The organism is Streptomyces sp. QH1-20 (assembly GCF_041283565.1).
GTDB classification, from domain to species: domain Bacteria; phylum Actinomycetota; class Actinomycetes; order Streptomycetales; family Streptomycetaceae; genus Streptomyces; species Streptomyces syringius.
In genome coordinates, this window is record NZ_CP166299.1 from 4,671,029 (window position 1) to 4,687,185 (window position 16,157).

Consider the following 16,157-nt stretch of genomic DNA (forward strand, 5'->3'; position numbering starts at 1 on the left):
GAGGATCTCTATGGTTGCGGCCGAGTGCTCGTAGAAAGCCTGTTTGACGTCATTCAGCACGGGTTGACGATCCCACCGGATCCGGAGGACGAGGACGAGGGCGGCAAGCCGCCGCCCTGCTACTACTGGCGCCGTGGGTTGCTGAAGGAGCACCGGGCGAAGCTCACCGAGGCGCTGAGGTCCGGTCAGGACGAAGAGCCCTCGTACGGCGACGAGCAGGCGTGGAACTACGTCATCGTCTTCCGCAAGGCGACGGCCGCGGAGTGCATCACCGGCCGTATGCGGCTCAAGGACGAGCCCGTCGTGGTGGAACGTTTTCTGGACAGCGCGCGCATCGGTTCCGAGGTGCTGTCGCTCGTCCTGCGGCAGTAGCCGCCCCCGGCGCTAGAGGATCGTGTGCCGCTCGGCCCGGTCCAGGGTGTCCATGAAGCGCTGGAAGCTCTCGGCGGACTCCGCGCTGCCGGCCGTCACCGTGAACTCCTCGGGCGACATGAACGCCGCCAGCCGTTCCCGTGTCTCGGGGTCCAGCGCATCCCACGCCGCTCTATCCAGACGTGACTGCGCCGCAGTTTCCGCACTGCCAGTTTCCATTGTTGAGTTGCCTCATGTCTGCAGATTCACATGCGGGACAGGTCATGTGCGTCTCCCGAGCGATGATGTCAGCCGGTTGCCGACACCGGTAGTGGCCGTTCACCCATGAACAGTCGGGCGTTCCGCGCCCCCCCGGCGGCTCTCGATGGTACGGGCCGGGCGGCGCACGGCAATAGAGGAAATGCGCCGGATGGACGCACCCGGGGGCGCGGTGGGGACACGGCCGCGAAGGGGTATGAAGAGAGGGTCACCCACGGTGGGTGACCCTCTCCCGGGCCTGTCCGGCGGACCTTCGAGGACTCCCGACACCCGGCACGACGCTCGCCGCGTTGCCGAAAGTGACCCGAGTGCGACCGGTACGAGGGCGATCCTCGGTCTTGCGGGCGCACGCCCCACCGGCTAGCGCTGGGAGGTGCGCGCCGCTCGCTGATCCACGAAGATCCGCCGGTCAGGCCCTGGGTTCAGCCGCTCGGCGGCCGCGCGCTAGGGCGATGTCAGACGTTGACGCCGAAGTCCGAGGCGATGCCCGCGAGGCCCGAGGCGTAGCCCTGGCCGACCGCGCGGAACTTCCACTCCGCGCCGTTGCGGTAGAGCTCGCCGAAGACCATGGCGGTCTCGGTGGCCGCGTCCTCGCTCAGGTCGTAGCGGGCCACCTCGGCGCCGCCGGCCTGGTTGAGGATGCGGATGTAGGCGTTGCGCACCTGGCCGAAGTTCTGGCTGCGGGACTCGGCGTCGTAGATGGAGACCGGGAAGACGATCTTCTCGACGTCGGCCGGCAGGGCCGCCAGGTTGACGTTGATCTGCTCGTCGTCGCCCTCGCCCACGCCGGTGGTGTTGTCACCGGTGTGCACGATGGACTGGTCCGGGGTGGACTTGTTGTTGAAGAACACGAAGTGGGCGTCGGAGTAGACCTTGCCCGTCGGGTTCACCGCGATGGCGCTCGCGTCGAGGTCGAAGTCCGTGCCGGTGGTGGTGCGGACGTCCCAGCCGAGGCCGACCGTGACGGCCGTCAGGCCCGGGGCCTCCTTGGTGAGGGAGACGTTGCCGCCCTTGGACAGGCTTACAGCCATGGGAAAGGTCCCTTTCTATCGATTCGTCGGGCCTCGTGAGGTACGAACGAAGGTCCGCGCACGAAGCTACCGTCACCCCGGATAACGCGAGGAGGGGACCGAAGGGTTCCAGCCCTCTTTACTTTCTTTGCCAATTCCTGATGCGGGTGTCGTGAGGGCGGGCGCAAAACGAGGTGACGCACCCGGCCCCGGCACGGGATCATGGGTGTCATGTCCGGTCCACACGTCATCCGCGGTTCGGTCTCCCTGCCGGAGGCCGAGCTGATGTGGCGTTTCTCGCGCTCCTCCGGCCCGGGGGGCCAGCACGTCAACACCAGCGACAGCCAGGTCGAGCTGAGGTTCGACCTCGCCCGCACCGAGGCGCTGCCGCCGGTGTGGAAGGAGCGGGCGCTGGCCCGGCTGGAGAGTCGGCTGGTCGGCGGGGTCGTCACGGTGCGGGCCTCGGAGCACCGCTCGCAGTGGCGCAACCGTGAGACGGCCGCCGTGCGGCTCGCCGCGCTGCTGGCCGAGGCGACCGCGCCGCCGCCCCGGCCCCGGCGCGCGACGAAGATCCCGCGCGGCATCAACGAGCGCCGACTGCGGAACAAGAAGCAGCGGGGCGACACCAAGCGCGGCCGCTCCGGACGCGACTGGTCCTGAGCGCCGCGCCGGGCGGGGGCCGGTCCGGGCCGGTGTCCGGTCCCGGTCGGTGTCCGGTTCAGGCCACGGCCCGGTCCGGGCCGGCGTCCGTTCAGGCCGGCGTCCAGTTCAGGCCAGCGTCCGGTACCGGCCCCGGAAGTACGTCAGCGGCCCGGCCTCCGCCGAGGTCGGGGCCGCGGCCGTCAGCACCCGGCCGATGACCAGCGTGTGGTCCCCGGCCACGACCCGCTGCTCGGTCCGGCACTCCAGCACCGCCAGCGCGCCCCCGACCAGCGGCGCGCCCGAGGCTTCCCCGCGCGTGTACGCGATGTCCTCGAAGAGCAGCCGGTCGCTGATGCGCCCCTTCATGGCGAAACGTCCCGCGACGTGCCGCTGGCTCTCGGCGAGTACGGACACCGCCCACAGCGGCTGCTCCGCCAGCAGGTCGTCCATCCGGGAGCCGTTGCGGACGCTCACCATGACCAGCGGCGGGTCGAGGGAGACGGACAGGAAGGCCGTCGCCGTCATGCCGACGTCCTCGCCGCGTGGGCCGTCCTCCGGGTCGTGCGCGGTCACCAGCACCACGCCGGCGGCGAGGCGGGCGAGGGCGGCACGGAATTCGTCGGCGCTCACCCCATCAGGATGGGCTATGGCGGTCTCGAGGGCCGTAGTCGTCTGCAACACGCTCCGCACGCTAGTCGTCCTCTCGGCCGTGCCGCATCGGACCGGGGAACCAGTCCGCGCCGATCGGGGGTCCTAGGTCGTGAGGGTTCCGTATTTGCGTTCAGGAAGCATAAGAACGCCTTCGAACGCCAGTAGTAGGACTTCATCGCCCTCTGTGACATGGGTCACAGAGGGCGGTTATTGTTGACCCTGTGTACCGAGTGGTCAGCTCGCTGTGATTCAGTGGCCGGGGTAAGCGGACGACAAGAAGCCTGGAGTTGCTGTCGGGGTCTCGGGGGAGAGCGAGCTATGGAGACCGAGTCGGAGCCGTATGTCCGCCTGGCGACCTTGAGGCAGTTGCATCAAGTGGTCGCTGATCTGAACACCGCGCGCAGCCTCGCGGACACGTTGCAGACCGTGGCGGACGGCATCATCGCCGGGCTCGGCTACGAGCTCTCGGCCGTCAATCTCGTACGCCCCGACGGGGACCTCGTGGTGGCCGCCGTCGCGGGCAGCGCCGGAGCGGAGGCCCTGATGGCGGGCCGGGTCGGCTCGCGGGTGTCCTGGGAGCGCCGGCTCGCGATGGGCGACCAGTGGGGCGATCTGCGCTTCATCCCGTACACCGAGGGCTGGGTCCTCGACGACGACGACGTCCCGCAGTGGCACACCACCGGACCCGCCCCGCGCTTCGCCGACGAGTGGCACCCCATGGACCGCCTCTTCGCCCCGATGTACACCGCGGGGGCCTCGGGCGGCGAGCTGCTTGGGGTCATCTCGGTCGACAAACCGCGCAACGGTCGCCGCCCCGGCGCATGGGGGCGCGAAGCGCTCCAGATGTATGCCTTCCAAGCCGCGATTGCGATCAGTAACGCTCGTCTACGCGCAAACATGCAGCGCGCCCTGGTCAGACTGGAACGCGAACAGCAGGCGCTCCGCGCCAGTGAGGAAAGCTTCCGCCAGGCCTTCGAGTACGCCCCCAGCGGCATGGCCATCGCCGAGATGGGCGGCGACCAGCACGGCCGGCTGCACCGCACCAACGACGCCCTGTGCCGGCTGCTCGGCCGGTCCGCCTCGCAGATGCGCCGCTACTCCTTCTCCGACCTCGTGCACCCCGAGGACGTCGGCACCCTGCTGCGCACCTCCGCCGAGGGCGGCCGGGCCGAGCTGCGCCTCGGCCGCCGCGACGGCACCTACGTCTGGGTCTCGCTGCGCAATTCCGTGGTGGCCGACGCCGCCGACGGGCCGCGCTTCCTGCTCACCCACGTCGAGGACATCGAGGAGCGCAAGCGCCACGAGCTGCAGCTCGCCCACCGCGCCAGCCACGACTCGCTGACCGGGCTGCCCAACAGCGCCGAGCTGAGAGCCCGCCTCGGCAGCCGGCTCTGCGACCGCCCGGCGGGCAGCGAGACCCACGCGGCGGCGGCCGTCGGGCCGTACGGGTGTCTCGACGGCTTCGCCGAGGTCGAGAGCGCCGCCTACGGGCACGGCTTCGGTACCGACGTCGGCCCGGACTACGCGCCGGAGCGCGGCGCCGAGCCCGCCCCCGACGAGTACCGCGGCGGGCCGGAGACGGGCTACGACCACCACGTGCACACCATCGCGCCCGACGAGGAGACCGACGACGGCATCAAGGGCCTGGCCGTCCTCTTCTGCGACCTCGACGGCTTCAAGTCGATCAACGACCGGTTCGGCCACCACACCGGCGACGCCGTGCTGATCGAGGTCGCCCGCCGGCTGAGCAACGGCGTGCGCGACGGTGACACGGTGGCCCGTCTCGGCGGCGACGAGTTCGTCGTCCTCGCCGACGGGCTGGGGCTGGCGGACGCGGAGGATCTGGCCGTCCGGCTGCGTAATGCCATCATTCCGCCCATAAGGGTGGAAGGCCGGGCGGTTCGGGTCGGGGCCAGTTTCGGCATCGGCTGGGCCGCGTGCGGAATGTCCGCCGAGGAAGTCCTCGCCTCCGCCGACCAGCGGATGTACGTCGAGAAGCGGTCCCGGTCGAAGGCCGGGCGGCGCGCCTGCTGAGGTCCAGACCACGGCGTGCTGTCCCCCGATCGGGGTAGGCTGCGCCGATGCGGCACCGACGCCGACCGTGAATCGATCATGAATTTTGGCCATCCGAACCCGCGGTAGCCGGCCGGGCCGCCCCGGCCTCCACGGCCGCGGGTTCAGGCGCGTACGCAGGTGGGCGCCGATGGGCAACACCATGTTGGGAGTGACAGGGGATGACGGCGGGTAATAACGGCCAGGGCACGCCGGAGGGCGACGACCCGTTCGGCTACCTGTACCGCTCGGAAGGCGGCGACGGGAGCACCGACGGCGGTCAGCCGGCGCACCAGCCCGGCGTCCCCCGTACGTCGTACAACCAGGTCCGCCCGGTCGGCTCGCGCCAGTACGGCCAGCAGCCCCAGCAGCAGGTCACCTACGGCCAGCAGGCCCCGGGCACCGGCCCCGCCCCGCACTACGCCGCCCCCGAGACCCTCCCCGGCGGCGCCCCCCAGCACCCCGCCCCGGGCGGGCGCGGCGGCACCCGGCCCAAGCGGCGCGGGCCGCTCATCGCCGCCGTGGCCGTCGTCGCGGTCGTCGTGGCCGGCATCGGCGTGGCGATCTTCACCAACAGCTCGGGCGAGAAGAAGGAAGAGCAGAACACCGCCGCGAACGGCGGCGGCGGCGAGGACAAGCCGACCCCGGCGGAAGAGGACGACAAGCCCACCGAGCCGAAGAAGAACGAGCCGGAGAAGCGCAAGCCCGCCAAGCTGCCCAAGGAGGACGCGGCGAGCCTGCGGCTCAGCGGCGGCGCCGTCACGGAGAAGACCGTGCCGGGTGCGCAGGGCGACGGTGGTCTCTACATCGCCGGGATGAACAAGCAGGGTGCCGGCGTCGAGTGGAAGGTCGACGTCGAGAAGGAGGGCGACTACCGGCTGAACGCGCGCTACGGCGTGCCCGGCACGGACGCCGCCCTCACGATCTCCGCCAACGGCAAGGCCGACACCCGGGCCATCAACATGAAGAACTTCGGTGGCACGAAGGACTGGGAGAACGGGTGGAAGACCACCTGGTCCCTGGTCAAGCTGAACAAGGGCACGAACATTCTCCGGCTCTCCTGCGAGGCCGGCAATTCGTGCGACGTGCACCTCGACCAGCTGTGGATCTCGCCCAAGAACGGCTGACGGCACGGTCGGCGGCTCTCAGCCGCTGACGGTCCGTAGGAAGTCCGCGACCGTCCGGGCCATCGCCTCCCGCGCCGGTGCCAGGTACTTGCGCGGGTCGACGGCCGAAGGATGGGTTTCGAGGAAGGCCCGGACCGCGCCCGTGAACGCCGTGTTCAGGGCCGTGCCGACGTTGATCTTCACCATGCCGGCGGCGACCGCGCGGCGCAGTTCCGTATCCGGGACGCCCGACGAGCCGTGCAGGACCAGGGGCACGGGCACGGCGTCCCGGAGCCGGGTGATCAGGGCGTGGTCGAGGGTCGCCGTGCGTTCGGTCATCGCGTGGGAGCTGCCGACGGCCACGGCGAGGGCGTCGACGCCGGTGTCACCGACGTAGGCGGCCGCCTCGGCAGGGTCGGTGCGCACGCCCGGGGCGTGCGCGTCCAGTGGTGGCTCGCCCGCCTTGCCGCCCACCCGGCCCAGCTCCGCCTCCACCCACATGCCGCGTTCGTGGCCCCAACGCACCGCCTCCGCCGTCGCCTTGACGTTCTCTCCGTAGCCGCGCCTGGACGCGTCGAACATCACCGAGCCGAAGCCGTGCGCGTGCGCGGCGTGCAACAGGGCCACGTCCTCGACGTGGTCGAGGTGGAGCGAGAGCCGCGCGGTCGAGGCACGGGCGACGGCGGCCGTGGCGGCGGCGATGGGCGCGAGGGCGCCACCGTGGAACTTCACCGCGTTCTCGGAGACTTGCAGCACCGCGCCCGTGCCCGCGGCCTCGGCGCCCGCCGCGATGGCTTCCGCGTGCTCCACGGTGATGACGTTGAAGGCGGCGACCGCGCGGGCGGCGGCGCGGGCCCCGGTGACGAGTTCGGCGGTGCTGACGAGTGGCATGGCTGCCTCAACCCTCCGGCCGTAACGGCCCTCGTGACCCCGCGTGGCGGCGGGGCCGGTCCGGTGCCGGCGGCATCCGCCGGGTGATGCCGCGCCGTGGGCCCATGGTGACGGGCGGCCGCGCCCGCCCGGCCCCGGCTCGCCGTGCCGTCACGCCGGAGTGACCTTCACCTGTGGCAGCAGACCCTCGTACGTCGCGCGGTCGAACTCGCCCGCAGCCGTGGCCCGTACGGTCGCGGCCGACAGGGCCACCGCGCGGGCGACACGGTCCGGCCAGGACAGGCCCTCGGCCCAGCCGGACAGCAGGCCCGCGACGGCGGAGTCGCCGGCGCCCGTCGGATTGCCCGTCAGCCGCCGGGGCGGCGCGGCACGCCAGGCCCCGTCCGGGGTGAGCGCCAGCAGCCCGTCCGGGCCGAGGGACGCGGCGACGGCGTGGGCGCCGCGGCGGCGGGCGTCGTGCGCCGCGCGCAGCGGCTCGGTGGAGCCGGTGAGCGCGGCGAGTTCCGCCGCGTTGGGCTTGACCACGTCCGGCCGGGCGGCGATGCCGCGGCGCAGCGGCTCCCCGCCGGTGTCCAGCAGCACGGGCACCCCGGCCGCCCGCGCTGCCCGTACGAGCTGCGCGTACGCCCCCACCGGCACGCCCGGCGGCAGGCTCCCGCACAGCGCGACGGCCTTGGCGTCGCGCAGCAGCCGGCCGTAGGCGTCACCGAACGCGGCCCACTCCTCGGGGGCGACGTCCGGTCCGGGCTCGTTGAGCTGTGTCGAGTCGCCGGTGGACTCGTCGACGATGCCGACGGTGCGGCGGGTGTCGCCGGTGAGGGTGACGAGGGCGTCGGTGATCCTCGCCGAGCCATTCGCGAGGTGCCGCCGCAGGGCGTCGCCCGTCGCGCCGCCCGCGAAGCCCGTCACGACGGTGTCGTGGCCCAGCGCGGCCAGCACCCGGGCGACGTTGATCCCCTTGCCGCCCGGGCGTTCCGCGGCGTGGGTGACGCGGTGCGAGGTGTGCGGACGCAGCCGTGGGACGCGGTAGGTCAGATCGAGCGCGGCGTTGAGCGTGACGGTGAGGATCACCGGCGTCTCCCTCCCGGGGCCGTCGTGCGGGAACGTCGTGCGGACCGTGCGACGGCAACCCTGCTGTCCGTACCGGGGGTTCGTGGGCGCCCGGCGCGAGCGATCATGCCAAAACAGCGGCGGCAGGCCCAGACCTGGGGACCCGCCGCCGCTGTTCCGCCACCTTTCAAGGGCGGTGCAAATCACTTCACTTCGGGATCGATCAGCCATTCGCCCTTGCGCATGACGCCCACCAGGTCGTACGAAGCGTTCAGCACGACCAGGTCCGCGTCCTTGCCGGGCTCCAGCGAGCCGACCCGGTCGGCGAGCCCCAGCAGCCGGGCCGGGTTCACCGACAGCGCCCGCACGACGTCCTCGACGGGCAGCCCGTCGACGGTCACCGCGCGCTTGAACGCCGTGTCCAGCGTGAGCGTCGACCCCGCGATCGAGCCCGCCGTCGGGCCGTCGGCGATCCGCGCGACGCCGTCCTTGACCTCGACCCGCATCGGGCCGAGCGGGAACATGCCGTCGGTCATGCCGGCGGCGCCCATCGCGTCGGTGATGAACGCGACCCGGTCCGCGCCCGCCCGGGCGAAGGCCAGCTCCAGCACGGCGGGGTGCAGATGCGTGCCGTCGTTGATCAGCTCGACGGTGACCCGCTCGTCCTCCAGCAGCGCGGCGATCGGGCCGGGTTCGCGGTGCAGCAGCCCCGGCATCGCGTTGAAGAGGTGGGTGGCGACCGTCGCACCCGCGTCGATGGCCTCCAGCGTGGCCCCGTACGTGGAGTCGGTGTGCCCCACCGCCGCGATGACGCCGCTGTCGGCGAGCATCCGCACGGAGTCCAGACCGCCGGGCAGCTCCGGCGCCAGCGTCATCATGCGGGCCGCGCCGTGCGCGGCGTCGACCAGCTTGCGCACGTCCGCCGGGTCGGGGTCGCGCAGCAGCCCCGGCTGGTGCGCGCCGCAGCGGTGCGGGGAGATGAACGGGCCCTCGAAGTGGATGCCCGCCAGATCGCCCTGCTCGGTCAGCTCGGCCAGGACGGCCGCCTGCCGGGCGAGGTCGTCCAGGTCCCCGGTGACGGTCGAGGCGAGCATGGTCGTCGTGCCGTGCGCGCGGTGCGTCGCGATGGCGGTGAGCGCCTCCTCGGCGCTCCCGGCCGAGAACGACGCGCCACCGCCGCCGTGCACATGGACGTCCACGAAGCCGGGGATGATGCAGTGACCGGTGAGATCGACGGACGGCTCCTCCCGCGCCGTGTCGTCCACGATGCGCCGACCCTCGACCGTGACGCGGCCGTTGTCGACCACGCCGGTCGGCAGCACCACGCGGGCGCCGGTGAGAACCGTTCGTTCGACCATCAGGCGGATACCTCCGTGGATTCGGGGGACGGGGTTTCGGGCGACGGGGTGGGGCGGGGCGCGGGGGGCTTCGCGGCCGTTCCGGTGGTGAGCAGGTCCCAGGCGAGCAGGCCGGCGCCCAGGCATCCGGCGGTGTCCCCGAGCGCCGCGGGGACGATGCCGGGCAGCCTCTGGAAGGTGATCCGCTCGGCGACGGCCGCGCGCAGCGGTGCGAAAAGGGTTTCCCCCGCTTCCGCGAGCCCGCCACCGATGATCAACGTACGGGGATCCAGCAGGGTGAGGCCCGTGACGAGGCCGTCGGCGAGCGCGTCGACCGCCTCCTGCCACACCGCGCGGGCGGTGGCGTCCCCGGCAGCGACGGCCCGCGCGCAGTCCGCGGCGTCGGCGTTCGCGTCGCCGGACGCCTGTGCCCAGGCGCGGCTGACGGCGGAGGCGGAGGCGATGGTCTCCAGACACCCGCGCCCGCCGCACCCGCAGACCGGGCCGCCGGGCCGGACGACGATATGCCCGATCTCGCCCGCGTAGCCGTGGGCCCCGGCCTCGATCCGACCGTCCATGCCGATCGCCCCGGCGATGCCCGTGCCGAGCGGCACGAACAGGAACCGGTCGGCGCCCCGCCCCGCCCCGATCCGGCCCTCGGCGAGCCCGCCGGTCCGTACGTCGTGGCCGAGGGCGACCGGGACGTGGCCGAGGCGATCGCTCAAGAGGTCGCGCAGGGGGACGTCGCGCCAGCCGAGGTTCGCGGCGTAGACGGCGATGCCGTTCGCGTCGTCGACGATCCCGGGCACGGCGACGCCCGCCGCCTCGGCCTGCCGCCCGTACCGCTCCCGCCCGAGGGCGCGCAGCTCGGCGGCGAAGTCGAGGATCCCGGCGACGACGGCGTCCGGCCCCCGGTCCCGGCCGGTGGGGCGCCTGGCCTCGTACAGAAGCTCGTGGTCCGGTCCGACCAAGGCGGCCTTCATGCCGGTGCCGCCTACATCGAGCGCGATGACGTGTCTCACGGGAACAGTCTCGCGCGATTGCGTGTGAAAGGTCTAGTCCACTCGTCGGCAGGCTGCTGCCCCTGCGTGTCGCGGGGTGCGCGTTCGTGGCCGGGTGCGGCGCCGTTTCGCCTGCGGCGGGCTGGTGGGGTTTGGGCCTCGGCCCCGGTGCGGCGTCGTTTCCCGCCTGCGGCGGGTGGTGGGGTTCGGGCCGTCGGCGCCGCCGGGCGTTGGGTGTGGGTCGGGCCCGTGCCGCTCCGGTGGGTCGCGGGGCTGCTTCGCTTGACGCCCCGCGACCCTCCTGCGCGTCCCGGGCCCTCATGCCGGTGGGCCTGCGGCGCCTCCGCCCCTGGGTGGGTAGGGATGGGCACCCGGTCCGTAGACGTCAGTCCGTCGGCAGGATCACGCTTCGCGTGAGGTGGCGGGGGTGGTCGGGGTTGTGGTTGCTGGACTCGGCCACCGCTACCGCCAGGCGTTGCGCGCGGATCAGGTCCGCCATCGGGTCCAGGCGGGAGCCGTCCGCTATCAGCGTGCCGCCGGTCGCGGTGATGTCGGCCGCCAGGCCCTCCGGGCGGGGGCCGAAGATCCAGGCCACCCGGCCCGGGGCCGTGATCGCGACCGGGCCGTGGCGGTACTCCATCGCCGGGTACGCCTCCGTCCAGGCGCACGCCGCCTCCCGCATCTTCAGGGCCGCCTCCTGCGCCAGCCCGTACGCCCAGCCGCGCCCCAGGAACGTCCACTGCTCCGCTGCGAGCACCGCCGGCGGCAGCGGCTCGGCGACGGCCGTCTCCGCGTCCGCCGTCGCCTCGGCGACGGTGCGCACCCCGGCCGGCAGCGGGCCGTGTGCTTCGAGGCCGGCCCGCAGGTAGGTCAGCGCCGTCGTCGCGAAGCGGGTCTGGACGACGGACTCCTCGTCCGCCCAGTCCAGCACCGCCACCGTGTCCGCCGCCTCCATCACGGGCGTTTTCGGGTCGGCGGTCAGCGCCAGCGTCGGCGTCCGGCCGCGCAGCGCGGTCAGCAGGGCCAGTACCTCGGTCGTGGTGCCGGAGCGGGTGATCGCCACGAGGCGGTCGTAGGCGCGGGCCGCGGGGAACTCCGACGACGCGAAGGCGTCCGTCTCGCCCTGCCCGGCGGCCTCGCGCAGCGCCGCATAGGCCTGGGCCATGAACCAGGACGTGCCGCAGCCCGTGACGGCCACCCGCTCGCCGGGCAGCGGCAGCCCCGGCGCCCCGGCCGCGGCCTCGGCCGCGCGGCGCCAGCAGTCGGGCTGGGTGGCGATCTCCACGGCGGTGCGGGAGGTACTGCGAGCGGACTGTTCCATGCGCGGGTGCTCCTTGCGAGGTGCGTGCGGGTAACGGTCAGCACCGTGGATAGCACCCCCTGTGACATGGGGGGAAGGGTGATACCGAAGCGAGACGCCGGTCGGGTAGACCGTAAGGTGGCGAGCGGGAGAGACTCACGGTCTCCAGCGGACAAATCACCAACCTCAAGGGTGGGAAGCAGCAGTGCAGCGGCGGCGTTTCTTGGGTCTGACGGCGGCAGGTGCCGCCACGGCGGCGTTGGCGCCCGCACTGACGGCATGCGGTAGCGAAGCGACCGGCGGTGACAAGAAGATCCGGCTGATCGCGGCGGACTACGGCGACAAGCCGACCAACAGCTCCAAGAAGTACTGGGATTCCCTGGCCCGCGAGTTCGAGTCCAAGAACAAGGGCATCAAGGTCGACGTCAGCGTCTACAGCTGGACCGAGGTCGACAAGAAGGTCGCCGACCTGGTCGCGGCCGGCAAGGCCCCCGACCTGGCCCAGATCGGCGCGTACGCCGACTTCGCCGCGGTCGGCAAGCTCTACAGCGCCGAGCAGCTGCTCTCCATCCCCACCCAGGCCGACTTCATATCCTCGATCGCCAAGGCGGGCGAGGTGCACCGGGTGCAGTACGGCCTGCCGTTCGTCTCCAGCACGCGCCTGCTCTTCTGCAACCAGAAGCTCTTCGACAAGGCCGGCATCGCCAAGGCCCCCGAGACGTGGTCCGAGCTCCAGGCCGCCGCGAAGAAGCTCCAGGCCTCGGGGGTGAAGATCCCCTACGGGCTGCCGCTCGGCCCGGAGGAGGCGCCGGCCGAGACCATGATGTGGATGCTCAGCGGCGGCGGCAGCTACACCAACAACATCGGTACCTACACCATCGATTCGCCCGAGAACATCAAGACCTTCGAGTGGCTGCGCGACGAGCTCGTCGGCAAGGGCCTCACCGGCGGCGGTGACCCCGCCCGCACCAACCGGCAGGAAGTCTTCGACGCGTTCACGCGCGGCGAGGTGGGCATGCTCAACGGTCACCCGACGCTGATGCAGCAGGCCGACGCCAAGGGCATCAAGTACACGATGGTCCCGCTGCCCGGGTCGAGCGGCAAGGCCAGGGCGACCATGGGCGTCGCCGACTGGATGATGGGCTTCAAGCAGAACGGCAACCGCGATCAGATCGGTGCCTTCCTCGACTTCGTCTACAGCAAGGAGAACGTGCTGGACTTCACCAGCCAGTACGACCTGCTGCCGGTGACCACGCCCGCGTCCGCGGCGATGGCAAAGGACGAGGAGCACAAGCAGCTGAGGCCGTTCCTGAAGGAGCTGCCGAACGCCGAGTTCTACCCGGCGGACAAGACGTCCTGGGCGAAGGTCAGCAAGTCGATCAAGGAGAAGATCGGCGCGACCGTGCAGAAGGGCGGCGACCCGGCCGCGGTGCTCGGCGAGATCCAGCGCGAGGCCATGGCGACGGAGAACGCGGGTCGTTAGGTTGGAGCACGTGAGCCCGCCGGAGGAGCCGGCCCCGGACGACGGCGCGGAGCCCGCGTCGCACAGCGGCGGGCTCTCCGACCGCGACCGTGCCGTGCTCGCTCTGGAACGCCGGACGTGGCCCGGCCCCGGAGCGAAGGAGCGGGCCGTGCGGGAGCAGCTGGGGATCACCCCGACCCGCTACTACCAGCTCCTCAACGCCCTCCTCGACGACCCGCGCGCCCTCGCCCACGACCCCGTCACCGTCAACCGGCTGCGCCGCGTCCGGGACGCCCGCCGCGAGCGCCGGTAAGGCGCCCGGACCGTACAAGTGACCACCCCGGCGGCGGTCGCACCGATAGGGTCGGTCCTATGGGTCCCCTTCCCGATCCCGTGACGCCCGCCGGCCGCGACGGACTGGCCGGGCTGCTGGCGCGGCCCGGGCGCGCGGTCGTCGCGCTCGACTTCGACGGCACGCTCGCCGACATCGTGCCGGACCCCGAGCAGGCCCGCGCCCACCCCGGCGCCGTGCCCGCCCTCGCCCGGCTCGCCCCCCACCTCGGCTCCATCGCCGTGGTCACCGGCCGCCCGGCCGGGGTCGCGGTCCGCTACGGCGGCTTCGCCGGGGTGCCCGGCCTGGAGCACCTCGTCGTACTGGGGCACTACGGCGCCGAGCGCTGGGACGCGGTCACCGGCAGCGTGCACGCCCCCGCGCCGCACCCGGGCGTCGCGGCCGTGCAGGCGGAGCTGCCCGGGGTGCTGGACCGCTCCGGTGGCTGGCGGGGCACCTGGGTCGAGACCGCGCACATCGAGAACAAGGGCGGCCGCGCGATCGCCGTCCACACCCGCCGTGCCCCCGACCCGCAGGCCGCCTTCGACGCGCTGCGCGGGCCGCTCGAAGAGCTCGCCGAGCGGAACGGGCTGATCCTTGAACCGGGCCGGATGGTCCTGGAACTGCGCCCGCCCGGCATGGACAAGGGCGTCGCCCTCGCCGAGTACCTCCGGGAGGTCGACGCGTCCGCCGTGCTCTACGCGGGTGACGACCTCGGTGACCTCGCGGCCTTCGCGGCGGTCGAGAAGCTCCGCACCGAGGGGCTGCCGGGGACGCTCGTGTGCAGCGGCAGCTCGGAGGTCGCCGAGCTCGCCGAGCGCGCCGACCTCGTCGTCGACGGCCCGAGCGGTGTCGTGGAGCTGCTCGGCGCCCTCGCGGACCGCCTGGGCGGCCGGGCTTCCTGAGCCCACCGGGGCCGGCTCACCGCCGGTGCCGCTTGTGGGCGAGCGTGTGCCGCAGATGCCTCGGGTCGTCGGACGCGCAGGGACAGGCCGCGGGGGAGCCGGGCGGGTGAGCGGCGTATAGCCGACGAGAGGGCGTGCGCGGGGCCGTTGCCCGCGGCGGCGAGAGCGGCGGTCAGCACAAGTGCGGCCCAGCGGTGGGCGATCGGCATGCGGGAGCCCTACCCGCTTCAGCCCTCCTTCCCGCCCGGGCGCGGAAGCGCGCCGCGTCGCCCGGCCGGGCCCCCGCGCGGGGCGTGTGCTCCGGCGTACGCCGCTACCCCTCCAGGGCCCGCAGCTGGTCCAGGAACCAGCGCGCGGGCGGCAGGGCCGTCGCCGCCGAGGCCAGTCGCTTGGTGCGCTCCGCGCGCTCGGTGGGCTCCATGAGCAGGGCCTCGTGCAGTGCCCGGGCCGTGGCCTCCACGTCGAACGGATTGACCGTGATCGCGTCCTCGCCCAGCTCCGCGAACGCCCCGGCCTCCCGGGACAGCACCAGCGCGCAGCCGTGGTCGGAGACGACGGGCACCTCCTTGGCGACGAGGTTCATGCCGTCGCGGATGGGGTTGACCAGGGCCACGTCGGCGAGGCGGTACGCGGCGAGCGAGCGGGCGAAGTCGTCCTTGACGTGCAGGACGACCGGCAGCCAATCCTCCGTGCCGAACGCCGCGTTGATCTCCTGGGCGACCCGCTCCACCTCGGCCGTGTAGTCGCGGTAGACCGCCAGGTCCTGCCGGGAGGGGTACGCGAAGGCGATGTGCACCACCTTGCCCCGCCACTGCGGCCGGTCCTCCAGCAGCCTGCGGTAGGCGCGCAGGCCGCGCACGATGTTCTTGGACAGCTCGGTGCGGTCGACGCGGACGATCGCCTTGCGGCCCGGGCCGATCTGCTCGCGCAGCGCGGCCATCCGCTCCTCGACGTCCGCGCGGTGCGCCCGCTCGCGCAGGAAGTCGGCGTCGGCGCCCAGCCCGTGCACACCGAGCCGGGTCGTCCGGCCCTCGAAGATCACCGACAGCGTGCCGTCGTCGCCCTCGCGTACGACCTCCGCGCCCAGCACGTCCGCGCAGCACGCGGCGAACGCCTCGGCCCAGCGGCGGGTGAGGAAGGCGGCGCGGTCGCTGCCCAGCACGCCGCGCAGCACCTGCTCGGCCACATCGTCCGGCAGCATCCGGAAGTAGTCCGGCGGGGCCCAGGGGGTGTGCGAGAAGTGGCCGACGCGCAGGTCCGGGCGCCGCTCGCGGAGCAGACCCGGCACCAGGGTCAGGTGGTAGTCCTGGACGAGGACCACGGCGCCCGGCGCGGCCTCCTCGGCGAGCGCGTCCGCGAAGGCGGCGTTGTACGCCTCGTAGGCCGCCCACTGGGCGCGGAAGTCCGCGTCGAAATCCGGCTCCAGGGGGGTCTGGTACAGCAGGTGGTGGACGAACCACAGCACGGAATTGGCGATGCCGTTGTACGCCGCGGTGAAGACCTCGGGTGCGATGTCGAGCATCCGCACGCTCATCCCGCCGGTGTCGGCCGGATCCAGCCTGCCGCCGGTACGCCGGACGGCCTCGCGGTCGCCGTCGCCGAGGGCGGAGCACACCCACAGGGCCCCGGCGCCGGTACCGATCGCGCTCAGCCCCGACACCAGCCCGCCCCCGCCCCGGCCCGCCGCGAGCGAGCCGTCCTCGCGTCGCTTGTAGGAGACGGGTCCGCGGTTGGAGGCGACGAGAATCGGGGCGACGTGCTCAGCGACCATGTGGCCAGCCTTGCCAGT

At 72.8% G+C, this 16,157-nt stretch carries 16 protein-coding genes; 7 read left to right on the top strand and 9 right to left on the bottom strand.

What is annotated here, in order from left to right; all coding sequences use genetic code 11:
* The first annotated feature begins 63 nt into the window (after nucleotides 1–63).
* Entirely contained in the window at nucleotides 64–372 is a 309-nt protein-coding gene (locus tag AB8O64_RS21285; protein ID WP_130879335.1) for a hypothetical protein, read from the top strand.
* 12 nt (nucleotides 373–384) lie between these two features.
* Here the strand turns inward: AB8O64_RS21285 and AB8O64_RS21290 are convergent, their stop codons facing one another.
* Together AB8O64_RS21290 and AB8O64_RS21295 are read right to left on the bottom strand one after the other, a co-directional pair.
* On the bottom strand, nucleotides 385–591 hold the full coding sequence (locus AB8O64_RS21290; RefSeq protein WP_356449557.1) for a hypothetical protein: 207 nt from the start codon (nucleotides 589–591) through the stop codon (nucleotides 385–387).
* 494 nt (nucleotides 592–1,085) lie between these two features.
* Complete coding sequence (locus tag AB8O64_RS21295) at nucleotides 1,086–1,661, bottom strand: TerD family protein (protein WP_356449555.1); 576 nt, start codon at nucleotides 1,659–1,661, stop codon at nucleotides 1,086–1,088.
* Nucleotides 1,662–1,871: 210 nt separating this feature from the next.
* On the opposite strand from AB8O64_RS21295, the gene arfB reads away from it, so the two are divergent.
* Nucleotides 1,872–2,300, top strand: coding sequence for an alternative ribosome rescue aminoacyl-tRNA hydrolase ArfB (arfB, locus tag AB8O64_RS21300; protein ID WP_356449554.1), 429 nt, complete (start codon nucleotides 1,872–1,874; stop codon nucleotides 2,298–2,300).
* A 108-nt stretch (nucleotides 2,301–2,408) separates the two neighbouring features.
* Here the strand turns inward: arfB and AB8O64_RS21305 are convergent, their stop codons facing one another.
* The gene (locus AB8O64_RS21305) at nucleotides 2,409–2,963 is read right to left on the bottom strand and encodes a flavin reductase family protein (RefSeq protein WP_356449552.1); all 555 of its coding nucleotides are present in this window, start codon (nucleotides 2,961–2,963) and stop codon (nucleotides 2,409–2,411) included.
* A gap of 288 nt (nucleotides 2,964–3,251) precedes the next feature.
* Here AB8O64_RS21305 and cdgB point away from each other — a divergent pair, with 288 nt between their 5' ends.
* Both cdgB and AB8O64_RS21315 read left to right on the top strand, forming a co-directional pair.
* The gene (gene cdgB, locus AB8O64_RS21310; protein WP_370420695.1) at nucleotides 3,252–4,967 is read left to right on the top strand and encodes a diguanylate cyclase CdgB; all 1,716 of its coding nucleotides are present in this window, start codon (nucleotides 3,252–3,254) and stop codon (nucleotides 4,965–4,967) included.
* Nucleotides 4,968–5,167: 200 nt separating this feature from the next.
* Nucleotides 5,168–6,112: a carbohydrate-binding protein gene (locus tag AB8O64_RS21315; RefSeq protein WP_370420696.1), complete on the top strand. Its 945-nt coding sequence runs from the start codon at nucleotides 5,168–5,170 to the stop codon at nucleotides 6,110–6,112.
* An 18-nt stretch (nucleotides 6,113–6,130) separates the two neighbouring features.
* Here AB8O64_RS21315 and AB8O64_RS21320 read toward each other — a convergent pair whose 3' ends face one another.
* The 5 genes from AB8O64_RS21320 to AB8O64_RS21340 all read right to left on the bottom strand — a co-directional run bounded on the left by AB8O64_RS21320 (nucleotide 6,131) and on the right by AB8O64_RS21340 (nucleotide 11,691).
* Nucleotides 6,131–6,982, bottom strand: coding sequence for a class II fructose-bisphosphate aldolase (locus tag AB8O64_RS21320; RefSeq protein ID WP_370420698.1), 852 nt, complete (start codon nucleotides 6,980–6,982; stop codon nucleotides 6,131–6,133).
* A 150-nt stretch (nucleotides 6,983–7,132) separates the two neighbouring features.
* Nucleotides 7,133–8,053, bottom strand: a complete 921-nt coding sequence (locus AB8O64_RS21325; protein ID WP_370420699.1) for a 1-phosphofructokinase family hexose kinase — start codon at nucleotides 8,051–8,053, stop codon at nucleotides 7,133–7,135.
* Nucleotides 8,054–8,235: 182 nt separating this feature from the next.
* The gene (gene nagA / locus AB8O64_RS21330) at nucleotides 8,236–9,390 is read right to left on the bottom strand and encodes an N-acetylglucosamine-6-phosphate deacetylase (RefSeq protein WP_370420701.1); all 1,155 of its coding nucleotides are present in this window, start codon (nucleotides 9,388–9,390) and stop codon (nucleotides 8,236–8,238) included.
* Nucleotides 9,390–10,391: an ROK family protein gene (locus tag AB8O64_RS21335; protein ID WP_370420703.1), complete on the bottom strand. Its 1,002-nt coding sequence runs from the start codon at nucleotides 10,389–10,391 to the stop codon at nucleotides 9,390–9,392. Before AB8O64_RS21335 ends, nagA begins: the two co-directional genes overlap by 1 nt.
* Nucleotides 10,392–10,755: 364 nt before the next feature.
* Nucleotides 10,756–11,691, bottom strand: a complete 936-nt coding sequence (locus tag AB8O64_RS21340; protein WP_370420704.1) for an SIS domain-containing protein — start codon at nucleotides 11,689–11,691, stop codon at nucleotides 10,756–10,758.
* Between the two features lie 184 nt (nucleotides 11,692–11,875).
* Between AB8O64_RS21340 and AB8O64_RS21345 the strand changes: the two genes are divergently transcribed.
* The 3 genes from AB8O64_RS21345 to otsB are packed head-to-tail and all read left to right on the top strand — an operon-like array spanning nucleotide 11,876 to nucleotide 14,368.
* Nucleotides 11,876–13,153, top strand: a complete 1,278-nt coding sequence (locus AB8O64_RS21345; protein ID WP_370420705.1) for an extracellular solute-binding protein — start codon at nucleotides 11,876–11,878, stop codon at nucleotides 13,151–13,153.
* A gap of 10 nt (nucleotides 13,154–13,163) precedes the next feature.
* Nucleotides 13,164–13,445 (top strand): DUF3263 domain-containing protein, encoded by a 282-nt coding sequence (locus tag AB8O64_RS21350; RefSeq protein WP_370420706.1) that lies wholly within the window; start codon nucleotides 13,164–13,166, stop codon nucleotides 13,443–13,445.
* 59 nt (nucleotides 13,446–13,504) lie between these two features.
* The gene (otsB, locus tag AB8O64_RS21355; protein ID WP_370420707.1) at nucleotides 13,505–14,368 is read left to right on the top strand and encodes a trehalose-phosphatase; all 864 of its coding nucleotides are present in this window, start codon (nucleotides 13,505–13,507) and stop codon (nucleotides 14,366–14,368) included.
* 313 nt (nucleotides 14,369–14,681) lie between these two features.
* Here the strand turns inward: otsB and AB8O64_RS21360 are convergent, their stop codons facing one another.
* Nucleotides 14,682–16,139, bottom strand: coding sequence for a trehalose-6-phosphate synthase (locus tag AB8O64_RS21360; protein ID WP_370420709.1), 1,458 nt, complete (start codon nucleotides 16,137–16,139; stop codon nucleotides 14,682–14,684).
* Between the last annotated feature and the right edge of the window lie 18 nt (nucleotides 16,140–16,157).

Bases quoted from the DNA above. Each gene is read 5' to 3' on its own strand.
- AB8O64_RS21290 (WP_356449557.1), bottom strand. From the start codon at position 591: ATGGAAACTGGCAGTGCGGAAACTGCGGCGCAGTCACGTCTGGATAGA.
- AB8O64_RS21295 (WP_356449555.1), bottom strand. From the start codon at position 1,661: ATGGCTGTAAGCCTGTCCAAGGGCGGCAACGTCTCCCTCACCAAGGAG.
- arfB (WP_356449554.1), top strand. From the start codon at position 1,872: ATGTCCGGTCCACACGTCATCCGCGGTTCGGTCTCCCTGCCGGAGGCC.
- cdgB (WP_370420695.1), top strand. From the start codon at position 3,252: ATGGAGACCGAGTCGGAGCCGTATGTCCGCCTGGCGACCTTGAGGCAG.
- AB8O64_RS21315 (WP_370420696.1), top strand. From the start codon at position 5,168: ATGACGGCGGGTAATAACGGCCAGGGCACGCCGGAGGGCGACGACCCG.
- AB8O64_RS21320 (WP_370420698.1), bottom strand. From the start codon at position 6,982: ATGCCACTCGTCAGCACCGCCGAACTCGTCACCGGGGCCCGCGCCGCC.
- nagA (WP_370420701.1), bottom strand. From the start codon at position 9,390: ATGGTCGAACGAACGGTTCTCACCGGCGCCCGCGTGGTGCTGCCGACC.
- AB8O64_RS21340 (WP_370420704.1), bottom strand. From the start codon at position 11,691: ATGGAACAGTCCGCTCGCAGTACCTCCCGCACCGCCGTGGAGATCGCC.
- otsB (WP_370420707.1), top strand. From the start codon at position 13,505: ATGGGTCCCCTTCCCGATCCCGTGACGCCCGCCGGCCGCGACGGACTG.
- AB8O64_RS21360 (WP_370420709.1), bottom strand. From the start codon at position 16,139: ATGGTCGCTGAGCACGTCGCCCCGATTCTCGTCGCCTCCAACCGCGGA.